We start from the raw sequence: 23,158 nt of genomic DNA on the forward strand, positions 1-23,158 counted from the left end.
CGTGAAGTTGTCGATCTCCCCGTCGTGGGGAGATTGGCAGCTTCAACTACGGCGCCCTGTCCAGACTCACCACGACAGTGTGAAGGCAAGCTTGCCGAAATGCCGGCCGCCGGCCGCCATGTGTGCGTAGGCTTCGGCTGCCTGGTCCTGGCTGTACACCGTGTCGATGACCGGCTCGATACGGGCAGCGGCGATGGCGCGGGCGGCGTCGCGCAGGTCGGAAACCGAGCCGGTATTGTTGCCCACCACCCTGAGTGCCTTGACGATGATCGGCAGCAGGTTTGCGGTGGTCTCGGCGCCGGTGACGAAGCCGATGGTGAACACCGTGCCGCCGGGCGCGGCGGCGTTGACCGAGCGGGCGAAGGTGGCCGATCCGCCGGTCTCGACGATCAGGTCGGCGCCGACGCCGTCGGTCAGTTCGAGCACCCTCGTGTCCCAGTCCGGCGTCGTGCGGTAGTTGATGAGGTGATCGGCGCCGAGCGCCCTGGCGCGCTCCAGCTTCTCGTCCGATGACGAGGTGATGACGACCGTGGCGCCGGCGGCCTTGGCAAGCTGTAGGGTCAGGATCGAGACACCGCCGGTGCCGAGCAGGACGACGACCGATCCCGGCCCGACATCGGCGGCGCGGATCGCATTCCACGCGGTGGTGCCGGCGATCGGCAGCGTCGCCGCCGCTTCGAAGGACAAATGCGCCGGCACCGGCACGACGGCATTGGCCGGCAGCGCGACATATTCGGCGAGCGATCCGGGTAGCGTCAGGCCGCGCATCTCGGTCGTCTCGTAGGGCCGCGGACGGCCGCCGATCCAGTGCGGCTTTGCATGGGCGATGACGCGGTCGTTAACGGCGAGCCTCGACACGCCCTCGCCGATGCCGACGATCTCGCCGGCGCCGTCGACGACCGGAATGAGCGGAAAGCTCGGACCAGGATAATTGCCGCTCGCCACCGCGACATCGACGAAATTGAGGCTCCCGGCGCGCAGGCGGATCAGCACTTCGCCGCGCTGCGGTTCAGGTGTGGCAACGGTGGCGGCGCGAAAGGCGTCCAGTCGGGGTGCAGTCAGTTCGATGGCTTTCATGGTCTCACTCCGGTTGATCGGCGACGGGCCAATAGATGGGATTGAGTGAAACTAGCTGCTGCGCTATCTCTGCATAATCCTTGGATTTTGCAGTTGAGTTATGCGCCAGATGCAGCAATCCCATGAACCGGCCGCACTGGCCGAGATGGCAGCCTTCGCGGCGATCGCCGAGGCACGCTCCTTCACCAAAGCGGCGGCGCGGGTGGGGCGCGATGCGACGATCCTGTCGCGGCGCCTCGCGTCGCTGGAAGAGCGGCTCGGCGTGCGGCTGCTGCACCGGACGACGCGCAGCGTATCGCTGACCGAGGCCGGAGCCGAGTTCCTCGTCCGCGTCCGCGCCATCCTGGCCGCGGTCGACGAAGCCGAGGCGGCTGCGTCGGCGCATGCCGGCGGCGGGCCGCGCGGCGTGTTGCGGCTGGCGCTGCCCGGATCGTTCGGGCGCATGTGGATCGGCCCGCTGCTGCCAGAATTTCTCGCCGAATTTCCAGACGTTCGCATCGAGGCCGAGTTCTCCAACCGTTTCGTCGACCTCGTCGCCGAGAATTTCGATGTCGCCGTCCGTCTCGGCGCGCTGGAGGATTCGCGCCTGGTGGCACGCAAGGTGGCGACGCGGCGCCGGCTGCTGTGCGCCGCACCGTCCTACCTTGCTCGCGCGGGCACGCCGGCCACGCCGCAGGCGCTTGTCGAGCATGCTTGCTTGGGTTTCACCGGGTTCCAGACCTTTCCCGCCTGGGAGATGACCGACAGCACGGGCCGTCGCGTCCGTATCGAGGTTTCCGGGCCGCTGGTCACCGATGATGCCGAGGTGCTGGTCGAAGCCGCCGTGCAGGGCGTCGGGCTGATGATGAGCACGGATTGGCTGGTCGGACGCGAACTCGCCGACGGACGGCTGGTGCCTGTTCTGGAGGACTGGACGCTCGCCGACGAGGGCGCGGTCTATATCGTGATGCCTTCAGCCAAGGGGCAAGCGGCCAAGACGCGCGCCTTCGCCGACTGGATCGGCAAACGATTCGCCCCGGAGCCGCCGTGGCGGAGAGGGTGCTAATCTCCCCCCTTGAGGGGGAGATGTCGCCGAAGGCGACAGAGGGGGTCGCCGCGCGTGGAGCGTCAGCGCCGTCTCTCGTAGAGGAAGGGGTTGGCGATCTATGTGAGACGACCCCCCTCTGGCCGCTTCGCGGCCATCTCCCCCTCGAGGGGGGAGATTACGCGCTCAGCCGCCTCCGCCTCCACCTTGCTGCTTGATGAAATGAGCGAGCAGATCCATCGGCACCGGAAACACGACCGTCGACGAGCGCTCGCCGGCGATGTCGTGGAGCGCCTCGAAATAGCGCAGCTGCATGGCCTGCGGTGCCTCGGACAGCATCTTGCCGGCCTCGACGAGTTTTGCCGCCGCCTGTTGTTCGCCGTCGGCATTGATCACTTTGGCACGCCGCAGCCGTTCGGCCTCGGCCTGCTTGGCGATGGCGCGGACCATGTTCTCGTTGAGGTCAACATGCTTGATCTCGACATCAGAGACCTTGATGCCCCAGGCATCGGTCCGCTGATCGAGGATCTCCTGGATATCGCTGTTGAGCTTGTCACGCTCGGCCAGCATTTCATCGAGCTCATGCTTGCCGAGCACCGAGCGCAATGTGGTCTGTGCCAACTGGTTGGTCGCGGCCATGAAGTCCTCGACCTGGATCACCGCCCGCTCGGCGTCGACGATACGAAAATACAGCACAGCGTTGACCTTCACCGAGACGTTGTCGCGCGAGATCACGTCCTGCGGCGGAACATCCTGAACCACCACCCGCAAATCGACCCGCACCATCTGCTGCACGAAGGGGATGAGGATAATCAGGCCGGGACCTTTGACTCCGGTGAAGCGGCCGAGCGTGAAGACCACGCCGCGCTGATACTCCCTCAGGATGCGAACGGCCGCGGACAGGAACATGAGCACGACGAGCGCTGCTACCAGGTAGGCCACATAACCGATGATCATTGCCTTGCTCCATCGCTTCGCACATTGCGGCGCCGTATCGTCAGCACCAGACCCCTGACATCAGCCACCTCGACGCTGTCGCCGACTGCAAAGGGTTCGTCGGCCATCGCCCGCCAGCGCTCGCCCCGGGCGAGCACGTGACCCTCGCTGCCCTCCCAGTCGAGGACCTTGGCCGGCAGCCCTTGCATGGCCTGTGCGCCAACACGCGGAGCGTTCTTGCGGGCCGCCCACAGATAGCTGCCGGTCAACAGCGCCAGGCCGAGCGTCAGGGCGGCGGCGGTGCCGATGACGGCCCACGACATCTCGAAGCCGGGCCCCTCGATCCTGAGCAGCATGGCAGCGCCCAGCAGAAAGGCAGCCACGCCTCCCAGCCCAAGCACCACTGTGGGGTTGAAGGCCTCGACGACGAGGAAGATGATGCCAAGCAGCATCAAGGCAAGGCCGGCATAGCTGATCGGCAGGAGATTGAGCGCATAGAGTCCGAGCAGAAGGCAGATCGTGCCAATCACGCCGGGCGCGACCGCGCCCGGGCTCGTGAACTCGAAGACGAGGCCATAAACGCCGATCAGCATCAGGATCACGGCGATGTTCGGGTCGGTGATGACAGCGAGAAGCCGGATGAGCCAGCCGGGCTCCAGCGTTTCAACCGGCAGCCCTTTCGTCGCCAGCACCTCTTTCCTGCCGGCCATTTCCACCGTGCGGCCGTCAGCCAGCTGAAGCAGCTCGGTCGTGTCGCGGGCGACGAAGTCGACGACATGCTCCTGCAGCGCCGCGGTGGCCGACAGGCTGGCAGCCTCGCGCACGGCCTTTTCACCCCATTCGGCATTGCGCCCGCGCAGTTCAGCCAGGCTGCGGATCAACGCAACCGCGTCGTTCGTCGCCTTGGCGATCATCGCATCGCCCGCTGGCGGGTTCTTCTGGTCTTTGCCGGCTCCTGGGCCATTGTTCTTGTCGTCGCCACCGGGAAAGGATGGCAGCGGTCCGCCCATCTCGATCGGCGTTGCCGCACCCAGATTGGTGCCGGGCGCCATCGCCGCCACATGGGTTGCGTAGAGGATGTAGGTTCCGGCGCTCGCCGCATGACCGCCGGCGGGCGCGACATAGCCGATGACGGGAACCGGCGAGGCGAGCATATCGGCGATGATCTCGCGCATGCTGGTGACCAACCCGCCGGGCGTGTTCATCTGCAGGATGAGAACCTCGGCGTTCCGCTGCGCGGCTACCGCCAGCGCTTCCTCGAGCTGCATGGCGCTCGCCGGACCGATGGCGCCGTCTATCTCGACGCGCAGCGCAATCCTCTCCTGGCCGTTCGCCTCTCCGGTTGCGGAAGAAATACAAACGAACACAGCGGCTACAAAAGCCGCGGCAATCAGGGCTACACGCGCGAGTTTCACGCTCAAAGCTCCATATCAAGGATATGGGCTCGATTTTGCCGAAATCCATGACACTTCGCGGCGGGTGAAGCTGATCCAGGGCAACGCCCCGTCCGATTTCCAACGCGTAGGCGATCCGTAAGCGGGGTTCAGCCAGCCTTCCCTCGACGTCCAAAGCGAGGGGAAGACCGATGTCGAAGCTGCACGCCAATCTTCTACTGTTCGTCGCCGCGGCACTGTGGGGTCTCGGCAATGTTCCGCAGAAGACCATTCTGGACCATCTCGACCCGTTGAGCGCGGTCGGCATGCGCTGCCTGATCGGCTGGATCCTGGTGCTGCCGCTGATCGCCACCGAACCCCGGCGACCGCCAGGCGGCCTCTATCGCGCGAGCTTGGCAAGGGTCAGCGTGCTGTTTGCAATCGCGATCGTCCTGCAGCAGATCGGTTATCTCGGCACGTCGGTGACGAATGCCAGCTTTCTGGTCAGCACGGCGACTGTGATGACGCCCTTCGCGGCGTGGCTGCTGATCGGCGAGCGGCTGACAGCGGCCGTCGGCCTCGCCGCCGGCCTGACGCTGGTCGGCGCGCTGCTCCTGTCCGGCGGCATCGCCAGCTTCAACCAGGGCGATGTGGCGATCATGCTGTCGGCGGGCTGCTACGCGCTCTGGATGGTCGAGCTCGGTCGTCATGCGCAGACCTATGGACGCCCGTTCACCGCCATGGCGGCGCAGTTCCTTGGCGCGGCGGTGATCAGCCTGCCGCTCGGCTTCTTCCATGGCAATCTGTCGCCTGCCAATGCGTTCGATGCCTGGCCGCAACTGCTTGTGCTCGGCGTATTCTCTACAGCCGTCTGCTTCGGCATCCAGACGATTGCCCAGCGTTTCACCTCGGCCAGCCACGCGGCGGTAATCGTCAGCGCCGAAAGCGTGTTCGGCGCCCTGGGCGCGGCACTTTTCCTGGGCGAGCGGACATCGTTCGTCGGCATGCTTGGGGCAACGATCATGCTGGCCGCCGCCCTCTACCTCGCTACTTCGGGGAGCGGAGCGATCAGGTCAGCGCCCGAAAACGGCGCCACCGGTGCTTGAGATTGTGAGACGCGACACACCGAACTATGCGCAACCCATTGGCAGGAAACGGGTGGTTTGCTCGCGCTGTTTCACCCATCTGATGGGCAGGACGAAGCCAGAGGAGGCAAAGCCATGACCATTCATTCGATAGGTTCGAGGGCAGCGGTCCGATCGGCGGAGACGCGCGTCGCCGCATATGATTGGCAGGCGTTGGCCGGGGAGATGAGCGGCTATGGCTGCGCGGTGATGGAAAAGCTGCTGACGCCGCAAGAATGCCGGGAGGTCGCCGGGCTTTACCCGGACGAGAGCCATTTCCGCAGCCATGTCCATATGGCGCGGCACGGCTTCGGCAAGGGCGAGTACCGCTATTTCCGCTATCCCTTGCCCGAGCTGATCGGCGGCTTGCGCACCGCGCTCTATCCGCGCCTCGCCGCGGTCGCCAACGACTGGAACCAGCGCATGAGCATCGCCCAGCGCTATCCGGACGAGCATGCCGCGTTCCTCAAGCAATGCCACGACCAGGGCCAGACGCGGCCAACGCCGCCCTGCTGCAATATGGTCCCGGTGACTTCAACTGCCTGCATCAGGATCTCTACGGCGATCTTGCCTTCCCGCTGCAGGTGGCGATCTTGCTGTCCGAACCCGGCAAGGACTTCACCGGCGGCGAGTTCGTGCTGACCGAACAGCGCCCGCGCATGCAGAGCCGGGCCGAGGTGGTGCCGTTGCGCCAGGGCGATGCGGTCGCCTTCGCGGTGCACAATCGTCCGGTCCAGGGCAGCAAAGGCAGCTACCGCGTCAATCTCAGGCACGGCGTCAGTAGGCTTCGCTCCGGCATGCGCCATACCGTCGGCATCATCTTCCACGACGCGAAGTGAGGGCTGCGTAGACTTCCTTCTCCCTTCTCCCCTTGTGGGAGAAGGTGGATTGGCGCGCAGCGCCAAGACGGTTGAGGAGTGTTGGACGGAGCGCCGTCGTTGCCAAGCTGGAACACCCCTCATCCGTCGCCTTCGGCGACACCTTCTCCCACAAGGGGAGAAGGGTGAGCGCGAGGCGCAACCTTGGAGCCCAGTCCTTCGGACCCAAATTCTTCATAGGAGTCCGAGGAACGGGCGGGACAAGTGATCGCGGAAAATCCGAATAAAAAAGATTCGCCCCACAAGATCTCTGTCATCCAATTGTTAACCAAGGTTCATACGATGAGCAATGTTGTCTCTCGGCCGGTGTGTGTGTTCGCCGGGCGGACGACTGTTGATATCTGCCAAGACTGAAAAGTAGATTTTTATTTGCGCAGTATAGTCGGGGATCGCCATGATGTTTCCAGCAAGCTTTGCGTCACTTCGGCGCAAATGGGCGAAAATAACCGGATCAAGTGGCGCCATCACGCTGGCTGTTGCCTTGATGATCGGTGCCGCTGCGCAGGCTGAGCCTATTCGCGGCGCTGGATCGACACTGGCTGCCCCGATCATCGGCAAATGGGCAACGGCCTACGAGAGCGCCCGCGCAGATGGCGGCGACTATATCTCGCCCGATTGGAAGGTCGACTATGAGATCGTCGGCTCGCTCGCCGGCATCCTGCGTCTCGACCAGCCGGACATGGACTTTGCGGCGACGGATGCGCCGATCAACGCCGCCGACCTCAGGAAAGCCGGCCGCCAGCAGTTTCCGATCGTGATGGGCGCCATCGCCGTCGTCGTCAATCTCGACGGCATTGGCCCGGGAAGCCTTCGCCTGACGGGGCCGCTTCTGGCCGACATCTATCTGGGCAAGATCCAGTCATGGTCCGATCCCGCGATCAAGGCGGCGAATCCGGATCTGACGCTGCCCGATCTTAGGATCAGCGTTCTTCACCGTAAGGATGGGTCCGGCTCGACTTTTGTGTTCACGGAGTATCTGTCGGCGGTCAGCGACGAGTGGAAGAGCAAATACGGCGCCAACACACTGATCTCGTGGCCGCTCGGCGCCGATGCCGAAGGCACGCAGAACCTCATTCGAGCCGTGCATGACACGAAGGGGGCGATCGCCTATGCCGAATCCGGCCAGGCGCAGCGCGCCAGCCTTTCCTACGCGCTGATCGAGAACAAATCCGGCAAGTTCGTCAAGCCGGAGCCCGACGGCGTGCAGGCTGCTGCGACGTCCATCGACTGGGCGCAAACGACCGATTTCTTCGCTTCGCTGACCGATCGAGACGGAGATGCCGCCTATCCGATCAGCACGGCTGTGTTCGCGGTCGTTCAGGTCTCGGGCCGTTCGGAACATCGCTATCGCCGCGTGCACGACCTTTTCCGGCTCGCCTTCGCGCAGGGCGCCGGCGACGCCACCGCGCTCGGCTATGTGCCGCTGCCGAAGGCGCTCGTCGACCAGGTCGAACAATACTGGGCGAGCCAAGCGCCCGTCGGAAACTGAGCTGAAGAGCCAGGCTGCCTCGCGCAGCACCTGAACTGAACGTCATATCGCGCCGTGGTAACGGCTTGTTGGGGACTGCGTGACATGGACATAGATATCTTCAAGGACATCCTCGTGCCGGTGATCGGGGGGTTGGGCATCTTCATGCTCGGCCTCGACTTCATGGCAAACGGCATCCAGGCGCTTTCGGTCAACCGGATGCGCGCCTTTCTCGCCAAGGCCGCCGGAACGCCGATCAAGGGCGTGCTGGCAGGAACGCTGATCACCGGCGTCATCCAGTCGTCGACGGCGATGAGCGTCATGGTCGTCGGCCTGGTCAATGCCGGCGTCATCGCCTTGAGGCCGGCGATCAGCGTGATCATGGGCGCCAATATCGGCACCACGCTCGGCAACGGGCTCATCGCCCTGCCGCTCGGCCCGCTTGGATTGATCCTGGCCGGCGTGTTCTCGCTGGTCTACTGCTTCGCCAAAAGCGAAAAGGTCAAGAACATTGCGCTCGCCTGCATGGGCTTCGCGCTGATCTTCTATGGCCTCAACCTGATGACCGGCGGCCTGCGCCCGCTTCGCAACCTGCCCGAAGTCATGGCGCTGCTGCAAACGCTGACGGCCGACTCCTATGTCAACCTTCTCAAATGCGTGTTCATCGCCGCCGGCGTGACCGCCATGATCCATTCGTCCTCGGCGACGATCGGCATTGTGATGGGCCTTGGCGCCGCCGGCATTCTCGACTGGACGACGGCCGTCGCCTTCTCGCTCGGCGCCGATCTCGGCACCACGATCACCTCGTGGATGGCTTCGCTCAATCTTTCGAAGAACGCCAAGCGGACCGCTTACGCGCACATCTCGTTCAACATCATCGGCGTGTGCATCACCATCCCGCTGTTCTTCGTCTCCATGCAGGTCCTGGAATGGGCCATGCAGTTCTTCGGCGGCGATCCCGCCATCCCGGTGATCGTCGACGGCAAGGAGACCTTTCCCCTGGTGCCGGTCGCGGTCGGCCTCTATTCGACCTTCTTCAACATCTTCAATACATTGTTGCTGTTCCCGTTCATCGGTGTGTTCGAGCGGGTTCTGTCGCGTGTCGGCCACACGGATGCCGATGACGCGGAGGATTTCTCGACGCCGAGATTCCTCGACCGCAAGCTGGCCGGCGATTTTGCCAAGGCCGTTCCCGCCGTTCAGCAGGAGACGGCCCGTCACCTCCAGGCCGGCGCCATGTTCCTCGACATCGCCCGCTCGTCCAAGAAGGCGCCGTCGGATCCGGGCGAGCACTATCTCGCTACCGACATCCTCAGCCGCGATATCCGTGCCTACACCGCCGAGCTGATGAAGGAGGATCTGCCCTACGACCAGCTCGACCTGATCGCCAGCCTGATCGAGGAAGCCGACTTCACGGCCGCCCTGACGGAATCGATGCATCAGGTGGCGCGCCGCGTTAGGCGCGAGAAGTTCAGCAGCCCGGCGCAGGCCATCGTCGACGTCGCATTGAGCAAGCTCGATGTTTCGCTGCGGGAGATTTTGCCGACTTACGGCATCTCCAACCCGCAGATGCCGGCCGGCCATGTCAATCTGCCGGAAGTCGAGGAACTGCGTGCCCGCACGCTGGCGCTCGGACCGAATGCGGGCGCCGCCGAGCGTGGCACGATCCTGGCCCTGCTCGGGTCGATCGAGCGCGCGGAAATCCTGATCCACCGCATCGATGCCGAGCGCAAATCCGTCAACCGGCAAAGCGTGCTCGCCCGTGCCTCGGCACGCAAGGAGGCCAGGCCGCAGTCGATGGGCGACACCGGCCTCAGCCCGGTTCCGGCCGAGTAGAGGGTCAAGGCCGGGCGGGGCTGCCTTTTACCTTCTCCCCTTGTGGGAGAAGGTGGATTGGCGCGTAGCGCCAAGACGGAAGAGGGGTGTTGGAAGGATCGCTGTTGGTGCCAAGCTGGAACACCCCTCATCCGACCGAGCTTCGCTCGGCCACCTTCTCCCACAAGGAGACCTTTGCACAGAAGCCGAACGGTGATTCTGTGGTGAAGGTTGGAGCAGGGAGATTCGGGATGGCGGATCGTGTTTTGGGTCAGTTGAGTCTGGCGGACGGTCTGGCGGCGTCGGATGAGACGATTTTCGACCTAGTATCGAAGGAACTGGACTGGGCGCCGATCCGAACATTGCTGGGTCAGCGCAGCGGTCCTGGCTCGGGCAACACCAGCTATCCGGCGGAACCGCTGGTGCGCTGTCTTTTGCTGGGCATGTGGCATGGGCTGAGCGATCCGGCGCTTGAGGCGCAGATCCGGGACCGATTGTCGTTCCGCCGCTTTGCCGGTTTCAGCCTTTCGGACCGCACGCCCGACCATTCGACACTGTGGCGCTTCCGCGAGGAGCTGACGCGTGAGCGACTGATCGACAAGGTCTTTGAGGAGATCAACCGTCAGCTGGAGGAGAAGGGCCTGATCGTCAAGCGCGGCACCTTGGTCGATGCCACGTTCCTGCAGGCTCGTGGCCGTCCGCCCAAGCAGCCGAAAAAGGGCCACCAAGGTCCGGTCAAGCCGTCGGCCGACAAGGATGCGCGTTGGGGCAAGAAGGGCAAGAAGAGCACCTTCGGCTACAAGATGCACATCGGCGTCGACCAGGAGCACACCTTGATCCGGCGTGTCGAGGCGAGCGACGCCTCGGTCACCGACACCGAGCCGGCCGACCAGTTGATCTGCGGCGACGAGAAGGCGGCCTATGGCGATCAAGCCTATTACACCCACGCCCGCCATGCCCGGCTCGCCGCCGCCAACATTAAGGACCGGCTGATGCGGCGGCCCAACAAGCATCACCCCGAGTTGCCGCCGCGCCACAAGCTGCGCAACCGGCTGATCGCCAAGGTGCGGGCGGCAGTGGAGCGGCCTTTCGCCGTGTTCAAGGAGCGTTACGGCATGCGACGCCTGCGCTTCTTCAACCTCGCCACCAACCGCACGCAGTGCATACTGGCCGCCTGCGCTTACAATCTGCGCACCATGATTGGCGTCCTCTATCCACCCGATGAGAGGCGGACATGAGGGAGGAGTGCGTCCACAATCCGGCAGGATGGCTGCCTAAACCGACAAAGGCCCCGCAAGGGCCGCGGAAAACCGCTCTGCCGGCCTTCAAAAAGGCCCCCACTGACCACCGAACTCCACTTCGCTCCCCGTGCAAAGCCCTCACAAGGGGAGAAGGGAGAGCGATGCGTCTTCGCTCAGCCCTGAAACAGCGCCAGCTCTTCGGCGGTGAGGTGGCGTGCCTTGCCCTTGGCAAGCTCGCCGAGCTGCAATGGACCGATCGCCACCCGCACGAGGCGAAGCACCTCCACGTCATGCGCCCCGAGCAACCGGCGGATATGGCGGTTGCGGCCCTCGTCAAGGGTGATTTCCAGCCAGGCGGTGCTGGTGCCGCTGCGCAGAACATCGATCGACCGCGCCGTCAAAAGCTCGCCATCGACCGTCGCGCCGGCACGCAACCGCGCCAGCATGGCCTCGTCGGGCAGGGCGCCGATCTGCACGTGATAGATCTTGGCGACGTGCGAGGCGGGGTCGAGCAGGCGCTGCGCGAAACGCGTGTCGTTGGTCATCAAAAGCAGGCCTTCGCTGGCCTTGTCGAGGCGGCCGACCGGCGACACGAAGGGCAGGTCGAGTTCTGCCAGGCAGTCATAGACGGTGCCGCGGTCCTGCGGGTCGTCGCGGGTGGCGACCAGGCCGCGCGGCTTGTTGATCATCAGATAGACCTTGCGCTCGGCAAAGACGCGGCTGCCGTCGACCTCGATGCGGTCGCGGCCGGGATCGACGCGCATCGAGCCGTTGCGCACGATCTTGCCGGCGACCCGGACGCGCCCTTCGGCGACCAGGATCTCGGCCTGCTTGCGCGAGCACAGGCCGAGTTTCGACAGCGCACGGCAAAGGCTGACGCCGGGTGGGCTCGCTCGGGGACGACTGGCGCCAGGCGAGGGGCGTGGCCGGCCGGTACTCGGTTGTGGCGGCTTACGTCGTTCCGGCAAGGTCAGGACTTTCCCGCTAGCCCATCTCCAGCCTTGGCAAGCGTTTCCATGCCTTCGCTGAGGTGCTTTCGCAAGACGCGGACGGCCGCCTCGGCATCGCGGTGGCGGCAGGTGGTCAACAGGTCGCGGTGCTCCGCCTGCGAGCGGCTGCGATAGTTGAGGTTGGACAGGAGAACGCGAACGTAGCGATCGGCCGCATTGTGGTGGGCTTCGATGAGGCCAAGAAGACGGGCGTTGCCGCAGGCGCTGTAAAGGGCGAGGTGAAAGGCACGGTTCAGCGTTCCCCAGCGGCCGACATTCGGCTCGGCATCGATCTGGTTGAGCACATAGCCGGCCTCGTCGAGCTTCTCCTTGCCGAGGTTCGGCACCGAGAGCCGTAGCGCTTCGCTTTCGAGCAGTGCGCGGACCGCAAAGATCTCCCGGATCTCGGCAGCGTCCATCCTGGCGACATGCGCCCCCTTGGTCGGATGGATCGAAACGATGCCTTCGGCTTCGAGCTGGCGAAGCGCATCGCGAACCGGCATGCGGCTGAAGCCGAAGCGCTCGGCAAGATCGTCCTGACGCAGTGGCGTGCCGGCCGCCAGACTGCCGTCGGCGATCGATTCGCGCAGCACATTCGCCACCTGCTCGGCCACCGTCAGCGGTTTCTGCATCAATCCCTCGCCAAGTCCGCTCACTCGATTCTCCTTGTCACTTGTACCCTGCCTAACAGAAAGCAGCTTGCCTGGATATCTGGATACTCGTATACGAGTATCCAGATATGCCATGTATCCGCAGGGGGGAAACTCCATGTCGCTCGCATCGGGCCGCTCAGCCAAGCAACCGGGGTCCTACAACAGACCGGTCGACGCCGTCGTCATCGGCGGTGGCATCGCCGTTGCACGCTGGCCTGGGAGCTGGCGTCCAGAGGCGTCAAAACGGTCGTTCTCGAACAGGCCGTGATTGCCGCCGAATCGTCGGGACGCAACACCGGCACCTTGCTCAGCGGCCCGCAGACGCAAGTGGTCGAGATGCTCGACGCCTGCACGGCGATCTATGAGGAGCTTTCTCAAGGAGCGGTGCCCTTCGAGTTCTCGGCGATAGGTCACCTGCTCATCTCGGAAGACGAGGCCAGCTTCGAGGCGGCCGGCACTGTCGCCGATCGCTACCGGGCCGCCGGTGTCGCCATGGAGAAGGTCACCGGCGCGGAGCTCGCGCGGGACCATCCGCGCATCGGCTTCAAGGTGGCGGGCGGCTATAGCGTCGGCCGCGCCTGGACGCTGGAGCCGATGGGGGCGACGCATGCCTTCGCCCACGCTGCCCGCGAGGCCGGTGCCGCGATCCGGACAGGGCTTCGCGTCGCCCAGATTTTCTCGAAGGGCGGCAAGGTCCAGGGCGTGCTGACGGATCAGGGGATCATATCAGCCGATCTCGTCTTCATCGCCAACGGGCTGTGGATGTCGGACCTGCTGCGGCGAACCGTCGGCGACGGGCCGCTGCCTAGCCTGCCGTTCACAGCCGGCCGCGGCTGGCTGATCCAGTTGGGCAAGCTCGACTTCGAGCTGCCGTGGATCGTCGAGGAACTGACATGGCCGGACCAGGAGGAACTGGGAAAGCGGATGAGCCTCGCCGGCCTTGCCGACGTCGCCGAACAGCGGGACGACCAGCCGGCCGTCGAGGCCATCTGCCTCAATCCGATGCGTGGCGGCGATGCGCGGCTCGGCGCATCGGTCCAGCCGGCTTTTCGCGACTTGGTTCGCAACACCGATATGGCGAGCCGGATCGCCAGCCGCACGCTGCGCATGCTGCCCGGTCTTGGCTCGCCGCGGGTGAGCAACGTCTATCCCGGCAACCGGCCGATGCTCTCCGACGGTCTGCCGGTTGCCGGCAAGACTGCCATCGAAGGCCTGTTCGTGCATGGCGGCATGGGTTCGATCGGCATGCATGCCGCGCCGGCGACGGCGCGCTGGCTGGTGGACGCGGTGCTTTCCGGCGATGGCAACCCGACGCAGCAATGGCTGCGCCCAGACCGCTTTCCCGGCTGGGGGCGATGAGTGCCTGCCGTGCCTTCGTTGCGAAAGAGCGCCTCCGGACATCATGGCAAGGTTGGCGGGACAGCGCCCCCTCTGTCCTGCCCTCTTTGCCAAAACTTGGCATCTCCCCAATCGAGGGGGAGATGCTTCGCCGACGGCGCTTCTTTTTCGAGGTTGGCGATTGACGTGGTGCCTGGCTGATCGCCAGGGGTGCCACGATCGTCAATTCGCCCTGGGGTCGTCCAGCATCTCGACAACGAAAGACGCGGCAATCAGGTCGTCGGCATCGAGGCGTAGGGAGCCTTCACTTCCTCCCATGACGGCGGCGACCTTCTGAAAGGTTTTCATCTCGTGCTCGGTAATCCGGGCGCTCTGCATCCTGGCTTTGAGATCAGCGACGCGCAGCCCCAATGTGTGGGACGTTCCAATTTCTCGGTTCGACATGACAACATGCTCCTCCCCAACCCATGCTCTTGCCTCCCCACCGATATTCGCCCGTCGCCAAGTTTGCCTAAATATGAGGCACGGCGAATACAGCGCCCCGAACGCGTGGTGCGAGGGAAGGTTCCAGCGCGACATGGTCACGAAATAATACGGGCCGGCCGGTCCGACAGGCTAACCGCAAGAGGGTGGCAGGTCGCTGGACGGGCCGGTGGTTTTCTTCGATCAGTGGGAAGCCTCACCGGCAAAAAGATTGACCGTATCCCCCTGGGGAGGATAGGAACGCAGGCATGTCCGAAGGCATCCACCGTTCGCATCCCGATATCGTGAAGCGTCTGAAGCGCGCGCAAGGCCACCTTGCGGCGGTGCTGGCCATGTTCGAGGCGCATCGTCCTTGCGTTGATCTGGCGCAGCAGCTTCATGCCGTGGAAAGCGCCATCAGCAGCGCAAAGCGCGAACTGATCCACGATCATATCGAGCATTGCCTGAGCGATACTGCGGAAACGGGCACCGCGGAAGCGGGCGGCAACTCGCTGGCGGAACTCAAGCAACTGGCGAAATACCTGTGAGCAGTCAAATACCTGTGAACAGCCTCGGCGCGCGCATTCTCGACTGGTTTGGGTTCGGGGCGCGCGATCACGCGGCGCATGGTCATGGCGGCCACGGCTCGCACGGTCACACCCACGGGGTCATCGATGCGACCATCACGACGACGGACCGGGGCATCTGGGCGATAAAATGGTCGTTCGTCATCCTGGCAATCACGGCGGCGATGCAGATGGTCGTGGTGGTGCTGTCGGGCAGCGTAGCGCTGCTGGCCGACACGATCCACAACATCGGCGACGCCACCACCGCCATTCCGCTGTGGATCGCGTTCATACTGGCCCGGCGCAAGCCGTCGCCGACCTTCCCCTACGGCCTTGGCCGGGTCGAGGACCTGGCCGGGATCATCATCGTCGGGATCATCCTGTTCAGCGCCATCGTCGCTGGTTATCAGGCCATCGATCGTTTGATAAATCCACGCGTGGTGACGCATCTTGGGTGGCTGACGGCGGCAGGCATTGTCGGCTTTCTCGGCAATGAGGCCGTTGCGGTGTTCCGCATCCGCGTCGGCCGGGAAATCAACAGCGCCGCGCTGATCGCCGACGGCTATCATGCCCGCACCGACGGCCTGACCAGCCTTGCCGTGGTGTTCGGGGCGCTCGGCGTCTGGCTCGGTTTTCCGCTGGCCGACCCGATCGTCGGCCTGCTGATCACACTTGCGATCTTCGGTATCGTCTGGCAGTCGGCCCGCTCGGTGCTGACCCGCATGCTCGACGGCATAGAGCCTGATGTCATCAGCGAAATCCACCATGCTGCCGCGCACGTGCCGGGAGTGCGCATCGTCGACGCCAGGGCGCGATGGATCGGTCATAAGCTGCACGCCGACATTGCCATCGCCGTCGACGAAAGCCTGCCGGTCTCCGAAGCGAGAAAGATCACGACGGCGCTGGAAGACGAGCTGTTCGAGCACATGCCGGCGCTTGCGGCGGCCAACATAAGATTGGCGAGAGCGGATGCGGATCATCCCCATGAGCATGGTCACAGCGAACACAGGCACTAACGGTCGCTCCGACCGGCTCGTTTCTGTTACCCTCGGCTGATGTTCCAAATCCTTATCGAGTTCCAACGAACGATCTATCTGGCGGTCGGCGAGCAGATCAAACTGCTCTCGGTGGGAGGCGACTGGCTGGCGTTCATGTCTTTCCTACCGATGGGCATCGTCTTCGGCGCCGCCCATGCGCTGACGCCGGGTCATAGCAAGGCCGTGCTGGCGACATATCTTGCCGGTTCGGATGTAAAGGTTCCGCGCGGCCTTCTCGTATCGATCACGCTGTCGTTCACGCATGTGATGATTGCCGTTCTGATTGCGGTCCTCTCGCTGCCACTGGTTTCCATCGCCTTGGGCAGTGTCGGCCGCGCTCCGCTTTTGGAGGATATCAGTCGTGGGCTGCTCGGCCTGATCGGTGTCTGGATGCTCTGGCGCGCTTTGAGCCACGGCCGTCACCATAAGCATGAGGGCGAGGCGGTCGGCGTTATGGCAGGTCTGATCCCGTGCCCGCTGACGCTTTTCGTGATGACCTTCGCGATGTCCAGGGGCATTCCCGGTGCCGGCATTCTCTTCGCGATCACCATGATGGTCGGTGTGGCGCTGACGCTGTCCTGCGTCGCGGTGTTGTCGATCCTGTTTCGGAAACGTCTGGTGGATTTCTTCGCCGGCAAGCCACTCGAAACCATTTCCCGAATCCTCGAAGGCGTTGCCGGGCTAGCGCTTGCGGGCGTTGCCGTCTGGCAGATCATGTCCGGTTCCTGATCGTGCTCAGGTGTCAAGGCGCTTGATCCGCACAATAGGATCAAGATAGGTCTCTATCTCCTTGTTTGATGGAACTTTTCCGGATCATGTGATGTCTCCGCGCCACGATGTCGGGCGCGCAGCCGGTTCGACGCAGGATTGTCGGCGCCATGACGTTTAGACCTGAGGTTCGGCATGGGCGAGCCGTGTCAGGCGCGTCTCTCGAACATCGGGGCTTGGTGTTCACGACGACAGCCGTGTCTCATCGCCCTCGTTCAGCAGCCATTGCCGAACGGCTTGCGTCGGCTCGGGGTGTCGCTGCTTGCGTGGAACCACGACGTAGAAATCCTGCGTGCCGCGCATCTCCACACCGAGAGGCTGGACCAGCCGGCCGGCGGCGAGATCGGCCGCGACAAGAAAACGGCTGGCAAGCGCGATGCCTTGGCCCGCGACAGCCGCTTCTATCGCAAGGGCGGTCTGATTGAAGCGTATGCGTCTTAGCTCCGTCGTCATCTTCAGGCCGACGGCCTTTTCCATGAATTCCGGCCACAGATTGTGCGCATCGTGGAGCAGGACGTGATCCTTGATTTCTGCTGGCGCGATTTCGCTCGCGCCAGCAGGCAGCAAGGAGGGGCAGCACACGGCGATGATCTGTTGCGGAAACAGGAGATCGACGAGAAGGCCGGCGCCGAAGGGCGGGCGACCTTGCCTGACCGCGATGTCGACGCCGTCGGCCTGGAAGCTCGACAGGCTTTCGCTGGCCAGGATTCGCAGGTCGACAAGCGGGTTTTGCGCCACGAACTCCGGCAGTTTCGGGATCAGCCACTTGGTGGCAAAGCTCGGGGTTACGCTGATCGTCAGCCGGGCCGGCTCGGGGCGCAGCAGCAGGGTTGCCTCCGAGATCAGGTCGAAGGCACGGCGAATGTTCGGCACATAGGCGCGGCCCTCATTCGTGAGCGCGAGGCCGCGCGGCAGTCGCTCGAACAGCTTTACCCCCAGATCGGCCTCCAGCCCGCGGATATGCTGCGCCACAGCACCCTGCGTCACGTTCAGCTCTTCGGCTGCGATGCGGAAGTTGAGATGGCGCGCGGACGCTTCGAAGGCGCGAAGCGCATTGAGCGCCGGCAAGCTATAGAAGGCTTCGGGCATCCAGGAGTTTTTCTATAGGTTGATTTCAGACTTTCTGGTTCGAACCAGCCGGGAAAACCGGTTATATCACTACTTCAGCCTCGAAGACATCGCGTTCAGATTCCTGTCGCCCGAGAAGGAAGATACGATGAGTGTAGAAAAAGTAGCTGTTGTCGTTGCTGGTGGCAGCGGCATGGGCGCTGCGGCTGCAAAGCGCCTGGCGGGGGATGGCTTCAAGGTCGCCATCCTGTCCTCATCCGGCAAGGGCGAGGCGTTGGCCACGGAGCTTGGCGGGCTTGGCGTGACCGGCTCCAACCAGTCGAACGACGATCTGCAACGTCTCGCGGATCTCGCGCTCGATCGCTGGGGTCGCATCGATGTCCTGGTCAATAGCGGAGGTCATGGGCCACGTGCGCCGATCCTCGAAATCACCGACGACCAATGGCACACCGGCCTCGACGTCTATCTGATGAACGTCATCCGGCCGACGCGCATCGTCGCGCCGCACATGGTCAAGCAGAAAGCCGGCGCCATCATCAACATCTCGACGGCATGGATTGTCGAACCGAGCCCGATGTTCCCGACCTCGGCCGTGTTCCGGGCGGGGCTTGCCGCCTACACCAAGATCTTCGCCAACACATACGCCGCCGACAACGTTCGCATGAACAACGTCCTTCCCGGCTGGATCGACAGTCTTCCCGCCACCGAGGAGCGCCGCGACAGCGTGCCGATGCAGCGTTATGGCACCAGCGATGAAATCGCCGCGACGATTGCCTTCCTCGCCTCCGAAGGGGCCGGATACATCACCGGCCAGAACATTCGCGTCGACGGTGGCATCATCCGCGCGATCTGACGCCGCCTCGACGCCCTGGCTGGGGCTTCCACCGGCCGGAATCGACCCTTTGCAGACTGCACTACTCAATCAGGTCTCAACTAAGCGGCCATGCCCGTGACTACTGTCGGCCAAAGTCTCGATGACGCGGCATTCAGCCACCCGGCCAGAGGCGCATTCCTTGACCATCCGCTGCAATTCCGTTCGTAGAGCGTTGAGGCTGGCAATGCGTTCCTCGACTTCAGCAAGGCGTGCTTTTGCGATCCTGTCGGCAACACTGCAAGATTGATCTGGATTGTCCTGCAGCGACAGAAGCGCACGGATTGCCTCGATATCGAAGCCAAGTTCACGCGCATGCTTGATGAACGCAAGTCGCGCCGTGGCCTTTTTGCCATAGCGCCTTTGCTGCCCTTCGGTGCGAGGCGGCGGCGGCAACAGGCCGATCTGTTCATAGTAGCGTATGGTCGGCACCTTCACTTCGGTGCGCCGCGCGAGTTCGCCAATCGAAAAATCCATGAAAAAGCCTCTTGAACCTCTAGTCACTATAGGGACTACGGTGCCTGCACAAAAGGAGGCGCCGCATGGCTGATCATTGCTGCAATCACGAAACGAACGCTTCCTGCGCCCCGACGCCGTTGGTCTTTCCAGTGAGCACGACGGCCGCTCGCAACGAGGTCGAAGAGGCTTGCTGCTCTGGGGGCGTGCCAATCTTTGACGGTATGGACCCGCGCTACAAGCGCATGCTCTGGACAGTCATCGGCATCAATGGGGCGATGTTCCTGACGGAGATGGTGGCCGGTCAGCTTGCGGGTTCGCAGGCGTTGAAGGCGGATGCATTAGATTTTTTCGCCGATACCATCACCTACGGGTTGAGCCTCGCCGTGATCGGGGCAAGCCTGCGCACACGAGCGACGGCCGCCCTGTTCAAGGGCCTCTCGCTTTCCGTTATGGCTGTCTGGGTCTTTGGCTCCACCGTCTATCAGACACTTGTCCTTGGACTGCCGAGCGCTGAAGTAATGGGTGTGATCGGCTTTCTTGCGCTAGCGGCAAACCTTGGTTCCGTGCTCCTGCTCCGACCCTACAAGGACGGCGACGCGAATGTGCGATCGGTCTGGCTTTGCTCCCGCAATGATGCGATCGGAAACGTTGTGGTTATGGCAGCGGCATTGGGTGTCTGGGGCACATCGACGGCATGGCCCGATCTGGCGGTGGCGGCGCTGATGGCAGGCATCTTCCTCACGTCTTCAGTGCAAATCCTGCGACAGGCGTGGAGCGAGTATCACGAAGGACAGCGCCCTGGTCGGGTTGCTGCAGAATGACAGGCCATCGTCCACTCACCACCCTCTCCAGCCGTCCAAATGGCCGCGTCAGAATTCAGAGGCTCGCTCTCCGGCCGGTCGCGCTTATTGGCTGGCGACCACCATGCGGTTGCCCTCGCTGTCGCGAAATTCCGCCACCGTGCGGCCTGGCTGCCAGGGCGCCTCTTGCGGTTCCGTGATGATCTCGACGCCGCCCGCCTTCAAAGCGGCGATCGTGGCCTCGACATTCTCGTCGACCAGCACCAGCACCGGCTCCGCACCTGGCGTGTCGTCGGCGCGCCTCACGAAATGCAGGTTGGTGACAGTGCCGGGAAATGTCAGCTCGATCCAGCGCCAGGCGCCATGGCCCATCTTCTCGTCGGCCGCGACTTGGCAGGCGAGATGCCTGGTGTAGAACACCTTCGCGCGGTCCTGGTCGAACACCGGCAGTTCTGCAAACTGGATATGCATGCGTTTCTCCTCTCCTTGATGGTGCTGTGTAGCGGTTCACAGGTGGAAGACGATCCGGGCGGCCGAAAAGATTCATTCTGAGCTGAGAATCTTTTCGGGAACGCAAAACGTCTTCTGTTCAGGTCAACCATTTCAGGAGACGAACCATGGGCTACAAATTCATTCGCTACAGCGTGAAAGACACCGGGCTGGAAGAGAACCGCGCGCTGGTGGCAAAGGTATTCGAGGCGCTGGATGAGACGGCGCCGCAGAGCGTGCGCTATCTCGTGCTCGAACTGGACGACGGCGAGTTCATCCACGTCGTCGGCGAGGGAAATGACACATCCGCGCTGACCGGGCTTGCGGCTTTCGAGGCGTTCACGCAAAACCATGCGGAGCGGCGTTCGACCCCGGTCAAGCGATCGCCTGCCAAAATCATCGGCAACTATCATGTCCTCGAGGGCGGCAAAGCCGGATAGAATGGACGCCACGATTCCACGGAAACTCGACCGGCCGGCGCTGGAGGCGATGCTCTCCGAGCTTCGCCCGAGGCTGCACCGCTACTGCGCCCGCATGGCCGGCTCGGTCATCGACGGCGAGGACATCGTGCAGGACACGCTGGTGAAGGCGCTGCAGGCGGTCGACGGCAGCATGACGGTCGAACGGCCCGAGCAATGGCTGTTTCGCATCGCCCACAATGCCGCGCAGGACCATTTGCGCCGGCGCCATCGGGAAAGATCGCGCATGGCCGAGACCGACATGACCACGATCGAGGATCCCTCCGGCAATGCCGACGCACGGCTCGCCACTGCCACCGGCCTGCGCAGCTTCATGCAGCTTTCGGTGGCGCAGCGCGGCGCCGTGATCCTGGTCGACGTGCTTGGCCTCTCGCTGCACGAGACCTGCGAGGTGACCGGCGCAACGCTCGCCGCGACCAAGGCGGCGCTACATCGCGGGCGGGCGCAGCTGCGCTTGCTTGCAGCCAAGCCGGAGCAGGTCGCCGCGCCCAGGCTCGACGCCGATGACGAGCGGCGGCTGCGCCGCTATGTCGATCTGTTCAACGCACGTGACTTCGATGCGGTCAGGGCGCTGATCGCCGAGGATATCCAGCTCGAAGTCGTCAACCGCCTCCGCCTGCGCGGCAAGGCCGAAGCGTCGACTTATTTCGGCAATTACGACCGCGCGACCGACTGGGCGCTCTCGCTGGGCTTCGTCGACGGCAAGCCGGCAATCCTGATCCGCAACCCGCAGGAGCCGGATGGCGCCGTGCGCGGCTTCATGCTGGTCGAATGGCGGGACGAGCGGGTCGTCCAGATCCGCGACTTCCGCTACGCAACTTGGTGCCTGGTCGATGCGGAGATCAGCCCGGTGGAGGGGTGAGGGGAGGGCTGGAATAGCGGGATATGGCGCGAAGGCGACATGGCCAAGGTTGCGCCACCGGCTGCCCTATTTATCGAGGTGGCATTTGACACAGCCTGCGGTCGCGGGTGGAACCTTCCGCCGTGACCCGGAGGCGACTTCCCTGGTGGAGCTTAAAGCGGACATCCGGCCGCGCTGTCCGCCGGCATCTGCCCCGATGAGCCCAATGCAGCTTGTATGACTCGAAGCTAATATGCTATTCTACACGATGCGTGGACTGCTGGCACTTACTATGCTGGTCTTGGCGGCTACAAGAGTAGTCGCAGGTGAGCCGTTGTTCGACTCCATCGCTGCCGGCGACAAGAGTGCTGTGGAGCAAGCCTTGGCAGGCGGTGCCGACGTCGACAGCCGGGCACGCGACCAGGCAACGCTCCTCATCGCTGCTGCTCTCGACGATCAGCTTCCCATTGCGGAATTCCTGCTGAGCAAGGGCGCCGACGTCATGGCGCGCAATTCGGGCGGCTTCACGCCGCTCCACGCGGCAGCTTTTTCGGGCAGCCTTCCGATTGCCAAGCTTTTGCTCGAGAAGGGGGCGGTGCTTGAAGACTCGGCCAACAAGTCAGGGGTCACGCCGTTGACCGTCGCGGGTGAGGAAAACCACCTCGAACTCGCAGAATTTCTCATTGGGCAGGGCGCGGATGTGAAACACCCTGAGGGTCATGGCTACTGGCCGATCACCCGCGCGTTCTGGAAGGGCAATGCGGAGATGATAAAACTCTTCAAACGCCACGGGGCCACCTGTCAGACGAAGGTCCTCGGCGAAGCGAATGCAGCGAAATGCGAAGCCATCCACGATTGAATGGAGAATGCAGATGAGCACAGCGATCACATCGAAACTGGTTCGCTATTCAGTGTCGGCGGCCGCATTTGCGCTTGCCGCGGTTGCTGGCGCGGGATCTGCCTTCGCCGACGACTCGGTGAACACCGGGTATTTCGGCGGCGTGGCGCTCATGGGCTACGACACAGTCGCCTACTTCACCGAAGGAAAGGCTGTGAAGGGCTCAGACGAGTTCTCATATGAATGGCTTGGTACACCGTGGCATTTTGCCAGCAAGGAACACCAAGAAATGTTCATGAGCGAGCCGGCCAAATACGCTCCTCAGTACGGTGGCTACTGTGCCGGCGAGGTCGCGGGCTCCGGATCGGTTACGGTCAACATAGATCCGGAAGCATTCAAGATCATCGATGAAAAGCTCTACTTGATCTATGACCAAGGCAACGCGGACGCCTTCGCCGACAATGCTACCGATCAAATCCCGACAGCCGATGTTAATTGGCCGGTCGTCGAAGCGAAGTTGGCGGTTGATCAGCCGGATTGGGACTCGATCAATAACCCTTGAAA

23 protein-coding genes and 2 pseudogenes are annotated in these 23,158 nt (G+C 63.5%); 16 read left to right on the plus strand and 9 right to left on the minus strand.

The window, feature by feature from the left end; translation table 11 throughout:
* Positions 1-66: 66 nt before the first annotated feature.
* Positions 67-1,077: an NAD(P)-dependent alcohol dehydrogenase gene (locus EJ075_RS21220; RefSeq protein WP_126105617.1), complete on the minus strand. Its 1,011-nt coding sequence runs from the start codon at positions 1,075-1,077 to the stop codon at positions 67-69.
* Positions 1,078-1,186: 109 nt separating this feature from the next.
* Between EJ075_RS21220 and EJ075_RS21225 the strand changes: the two genes are divergently transcribed.
* The gene (locus EJ075_RS21225) at positions 1,187-2,122 is read left to right on the plus strand and encodes a LysR family transcriptional regulator (protein WP_126105618.1); all 936 of its coding nucleotides are present in this window, start codon (positions 1,187-1,189) and stop codon (positions 2,120-2,122) included.
* 165 nt (positions 2,123-2,287) lie between these two features.
* Here EJ075_RS21225 and EJ075_RS21230 read toward each other — a convergent pair whose 3' ends face one another.
* A complete protein-coding gene (locus EJ075_RS21230; RefSeq protein WP_126105619.1) occupies positions 2,288-3,058 on the minus strand; it encodes a slipin family protein in 771 nt (256 codons plus the stop codon).
* Positions 3,055-4,452: a nodulation protein NfeD gene (locus EJ075_RS21235; RefSeq protein WP_126105620.1), complete on the minus strand. Its 1,398-nt coding sequence runs from the start codon at positions 4,450-4,452 to the stop codon at positions 3,055-3,057. The genes EJ075_RS21230 and EJ075_RS21235 overlap by 4 nt, the downstream gene beginning before the upstream one ends.
* 170 nt (positions 4,453-4,622) lie before the next feature.
* Between EJ075_RS21235 and EJ075_RS21240 the strand changes: the two genes are divergently transcribed.
* From EJ075_RS21240 to EJ075_RS21260, 5 genes and pseudogenes are all read left to right on the plus strand, one after another.
* Positions 4,623-5,516 (plus strand): DMT family transporter, encoded by an 894-nt coding sequence (locus EJ075_RS21240; RefSeq protein ID WP_126105621.1) that lies wholly within the window; start codon positions 4,623-4,625, stop codon positions 5,514-5,516.
* A gap of 114 nt (positions 5,517-5,630) precedes the next feature.
* Positions 5,631-6,373, plus strand: a pseudogene (locus EJ075_RS21245) (2OG-Fe(II) oxygenase).
* Positions 6,374-6,806: 433 nt separating this feature from the next.
* Positions 6,807-7,901 (plus strand): phosphate ABC transporter substrate-binding protein PstS, encoded by a 1,095-nt coding sequence (pstS, locus tag EJ075_RS21250; protein WP_245457976.1) that lies wholly within the window; start codon positions 6,807-6,809, stop codon positions 7,899-7,901.
* 84 nt (positions 7,902-7,985) lie between these two features.
* Positions 7,986-9,716: a Na/Pi symporter gene (locus EJ075_RS21255; protein WP_126105622.1), complete on the plus strand. Its 1,731-nt coding sequence runs from the start codon at positions 7,986-7,988 to the stop codon at positions 9,714-9,716.
* Between the two features lie 230 nt (positions 9,717-9,946).
* Positions 9,947-10,933: an IS5 family transposase gene (locus tag EJ075_RS21260; RefSeq protein ID WP_126103272.1), complete on the plus strand. Its 987-nt coding sequence runs from the start codon at positions 9,947-9,949 to the stop codon at positions 10,931-10,933.
* 176 nt (positions 10,934-11,109) lie between these two features.
* Here EJ075_RS21260 and EJ075_RS21265 read toward each other — a convergent pair whose 3' ends face one another.
* Both EJ075_RS21265 and EJ075_RS21270 read right to left on the minus strand, forming a co-directional pair.
* Positions 11,110-11,796, minus strand: coding sequence for a pseudouridine synthase (locus EJ075_RS21265; RefSeq protein ID WP_245458218.1), 687 nt, complete (start codon positions 11,794-11,796; stop codon positions 11,110-11,112).
* Between the two features lie 110 nt (positions 11,797-11,906).
* On the minus strand, positions 11,907-12,581 hold the full coding sequence (locus tag EJ075_RS21270) for a GntR family transcriptional regulator (protein WP_245457977.1): 675 nt from the start codon (positions 12,579-12,581) through the stop codon (positions 11,907-11,909).
* A 261-nt stretch (positions 12,582-12,842) separates the two neighbouring features.
* Between EJ075_RS21270 and EJ075_RS21275 the strand changes: the two genes are divergently transcribed.
* Positions 12,843-13,937, plus strand: coding sequence for an FAD-dependent oxidoreductase (locus tag EJ075_RS21275; protein ID WP_245457978.1), 1,095 nt, complete (start codon positions 12,843-12,845; stop codon positions 13,935-13,937).
* Between the two features lie 201 nt (positions 13,938-14,138).
* On the opposite strand, the gene EJ075_RS21280 is transcribed toward EJ075_RS21275, so the two are convergent.
* Positions 14,139-14,360, minus strand: coding sequence for a hypothetical protein (locus EJ075_RS21280; RefSeq protein ID WP_095482866.1), 222 nt, complete (start codon positions 14,358-14,360; stop codon positions 14,139-14,141).
* Positions 14,361-14,647: 287 nt separating this feature from the next.
* Here EJ075_RS21280 and EJ075_RS21285 point away from each other — a divergent pair, with 287 nt between their 5' ends.
* The 3 genes and pseudogenes from EJ075_RS21285 (at position 14,648) to EJ075_RS21295 (ending at position 16,710) form a co-directional block, all read left to right on the plus strand.
* Positions 14,648-14,926 carry a metal-sensing transcriptional repressor gene (locus tag EJ075_RS21285; RefSeq protein WP_095482843.1) on the plus strand — a complete coding sequence of 93 codons (279 nt, stop codon included), beginning with the start codon at positions 14,648-14,650 and terminating at the stop codon, positions 14,924-14,926.
* 35 nt (positions 14,927-14,961) lie between these two features.
* Positions 14,962-15,900 (plus strand): annotated as a pseudogene (locus EJ075_RS21290) (cation diffusion facilitator family transporter); the annotation flags it as partial.
* A gap of 99 nt (positions 15,901-15,999) precedes the next feature.
* Positions 16,000-16,710 (plus strand): sulfite exporter TauE/SafE family protein, encoded by a 711-nt coding sequence (locus tag EJ075_RS21295; RefSeq protein WP_126105624.1) that lies wholly within the window; start codon positions 16,000-16,002, stop codon positions 16,708-16,710.
* Between the two features lie 222 nt (positions 16,711-16,932).
* Here the strand turns inward: EJ075_RS21295 and gcvA are convergent, their stop codons facing one another.
* The gene (gene gcvA, locus EJ075_RS21300) at positions 16,933-17,838 is read right to left on the minus strand and encodes a transcriptional regulator GcvA (RefSeq protein WP_126105625.1); all 906 of its coding nucleotides are present in this window, start codon (positions 17,836-17,838) and stop codon (positions 16,933-16,935) included.
* 127 nt (positions 17,839-17,965) lie between these two features.
* Here gcvA and EJ075_RS21305 point away from each other — a divergent pair, with 127 nt between their 5' ends.
* Positions 17,966-18,670 (plus strand): SDR family oxidoreductase, encoded by a 705-nt coding sequence (locus EJ075_RS21305; RefSeq protein ID WP_126105626.1) that lies wholly within the window; start codon positions 17,966-17,968, stop codon positions 18,668-18,670.
* Positions 18,671-18,739: 69 nt separating this feature from the next.
* Here the strand turns inward: EJ075_RS21305 and EJ075_RS21310 are convergent, their stop codons facing one another.
* A complete protein-coding gene (locus EJ075_RS21310) occupies positions 18,740-19,165 on the minus strand; it encodes a helix-turn-helix domain-containing protein (RefSeq protein ID WP_126105627.1) in 426 nt (141 codons plus the stop codon).
* Positions 19,166-19,230: 65 nt separating this feature from the next.
* On the opposite strand from EJ075_RS21310, the gene EJ075_RS21315 reads away from it, so the two are divergent.
* Positions 19,231-19,968 carry a cation transporter gene (locus EJ075_RS21315; protein ID WP_126105628.1) on the plus strand — a complete coding sequence of 246 codons (738 nt, stop codon included), beginning with the start codon at positions 19,231-19,233 and terminating at the stop codon, positions 19,966-19,968.
* 84 nt (positions 19,969-20,052) lie between these two features.
* Here the strand turns inward: EJ075_RS21315 and EJ075_RS21320 are convergent, their stop codons facing one another.
* Complete coding sequence (locus EJ075_RS21320; RefSeq protein WP_126105629.1) at positions 20,053-20,418, minus strand: VOC family protein; 366 nt, start codon at positions 20,416-20,418, stop codon at positions 20,053-20,055.
* Between the two features lie 146 nt (positions 20,419-20,564).
* On the opposite strand from EJ075_RS21320, the gene EJ075_RS21325 reads away from it, so the two are divergent.
* The 4 genes from EJ075_RS21325 to EJ075_RS21340 all read left to right on the plus strand — a co-directional run bounded on the left by EJ075_RS21325 (position 20,565) and on the right by EJ075_RS21340 (position 23,156).
* Positions 20,565-20,876: a hypothetical protein gene (locus EJ075_RS21325; RefSeq protein WP_126105630.1), complete on the plus strand. Its 312-nt coding sequence runs from the start codon at positions 20,565-20,567 to the stop codon at positions 20,874-20,876.
* A gap of 1 nt (position 20,877) precedes the next feature.
* A complete protein-coding gene (locus EJ075_RS21330) occupies positions 20,878-21,777 on the plus strand; it encodes a sigma-70 family RNA polymerase sigma factor (RefSeq protein ID WP_126105631.1) in 900 nt (299 codons plus the stop codon).
* A 247-nt stretch (positions 21,778-22,024) separates the two neighbouring features.
* A complete protein-coding gene (locus tag EJ075_RS21335) occupies positions 22,025-22,615 on the plus strand; it encodes an ankyrin repeat domain-containing protein (protein WP_126107406.1) in 591 nt (196 codons plus the stop codon).
* A 7-nt stretch (positions 22,616-22,622) separates the two neighbouring features.
* A complete protein-coding gene (locus EJ075_RS21340) occupies positions 22,623-23,156 on the plus strand; it encodes a YHS domain-containing (seleno)protein (RefSeq protein WP_281033430.1) in 534 nt (177 codons plus the stop codon).
* Positions 23,157-23,158 lie beyond the last annotated feature (2 nt).

The organism is Mesorhizobium sp. M6A.T.Cr.TU.016.01.1.1, from assembly GCF_003952585.1.
Classification (GTDB): domain Bacteria; phylum Pseudomonadota; class Alphaproteobacteria; order Rhizobiales; family Rhizobiaceae; genus Mesorhizobium; species Mesorhizobium mediterraneum.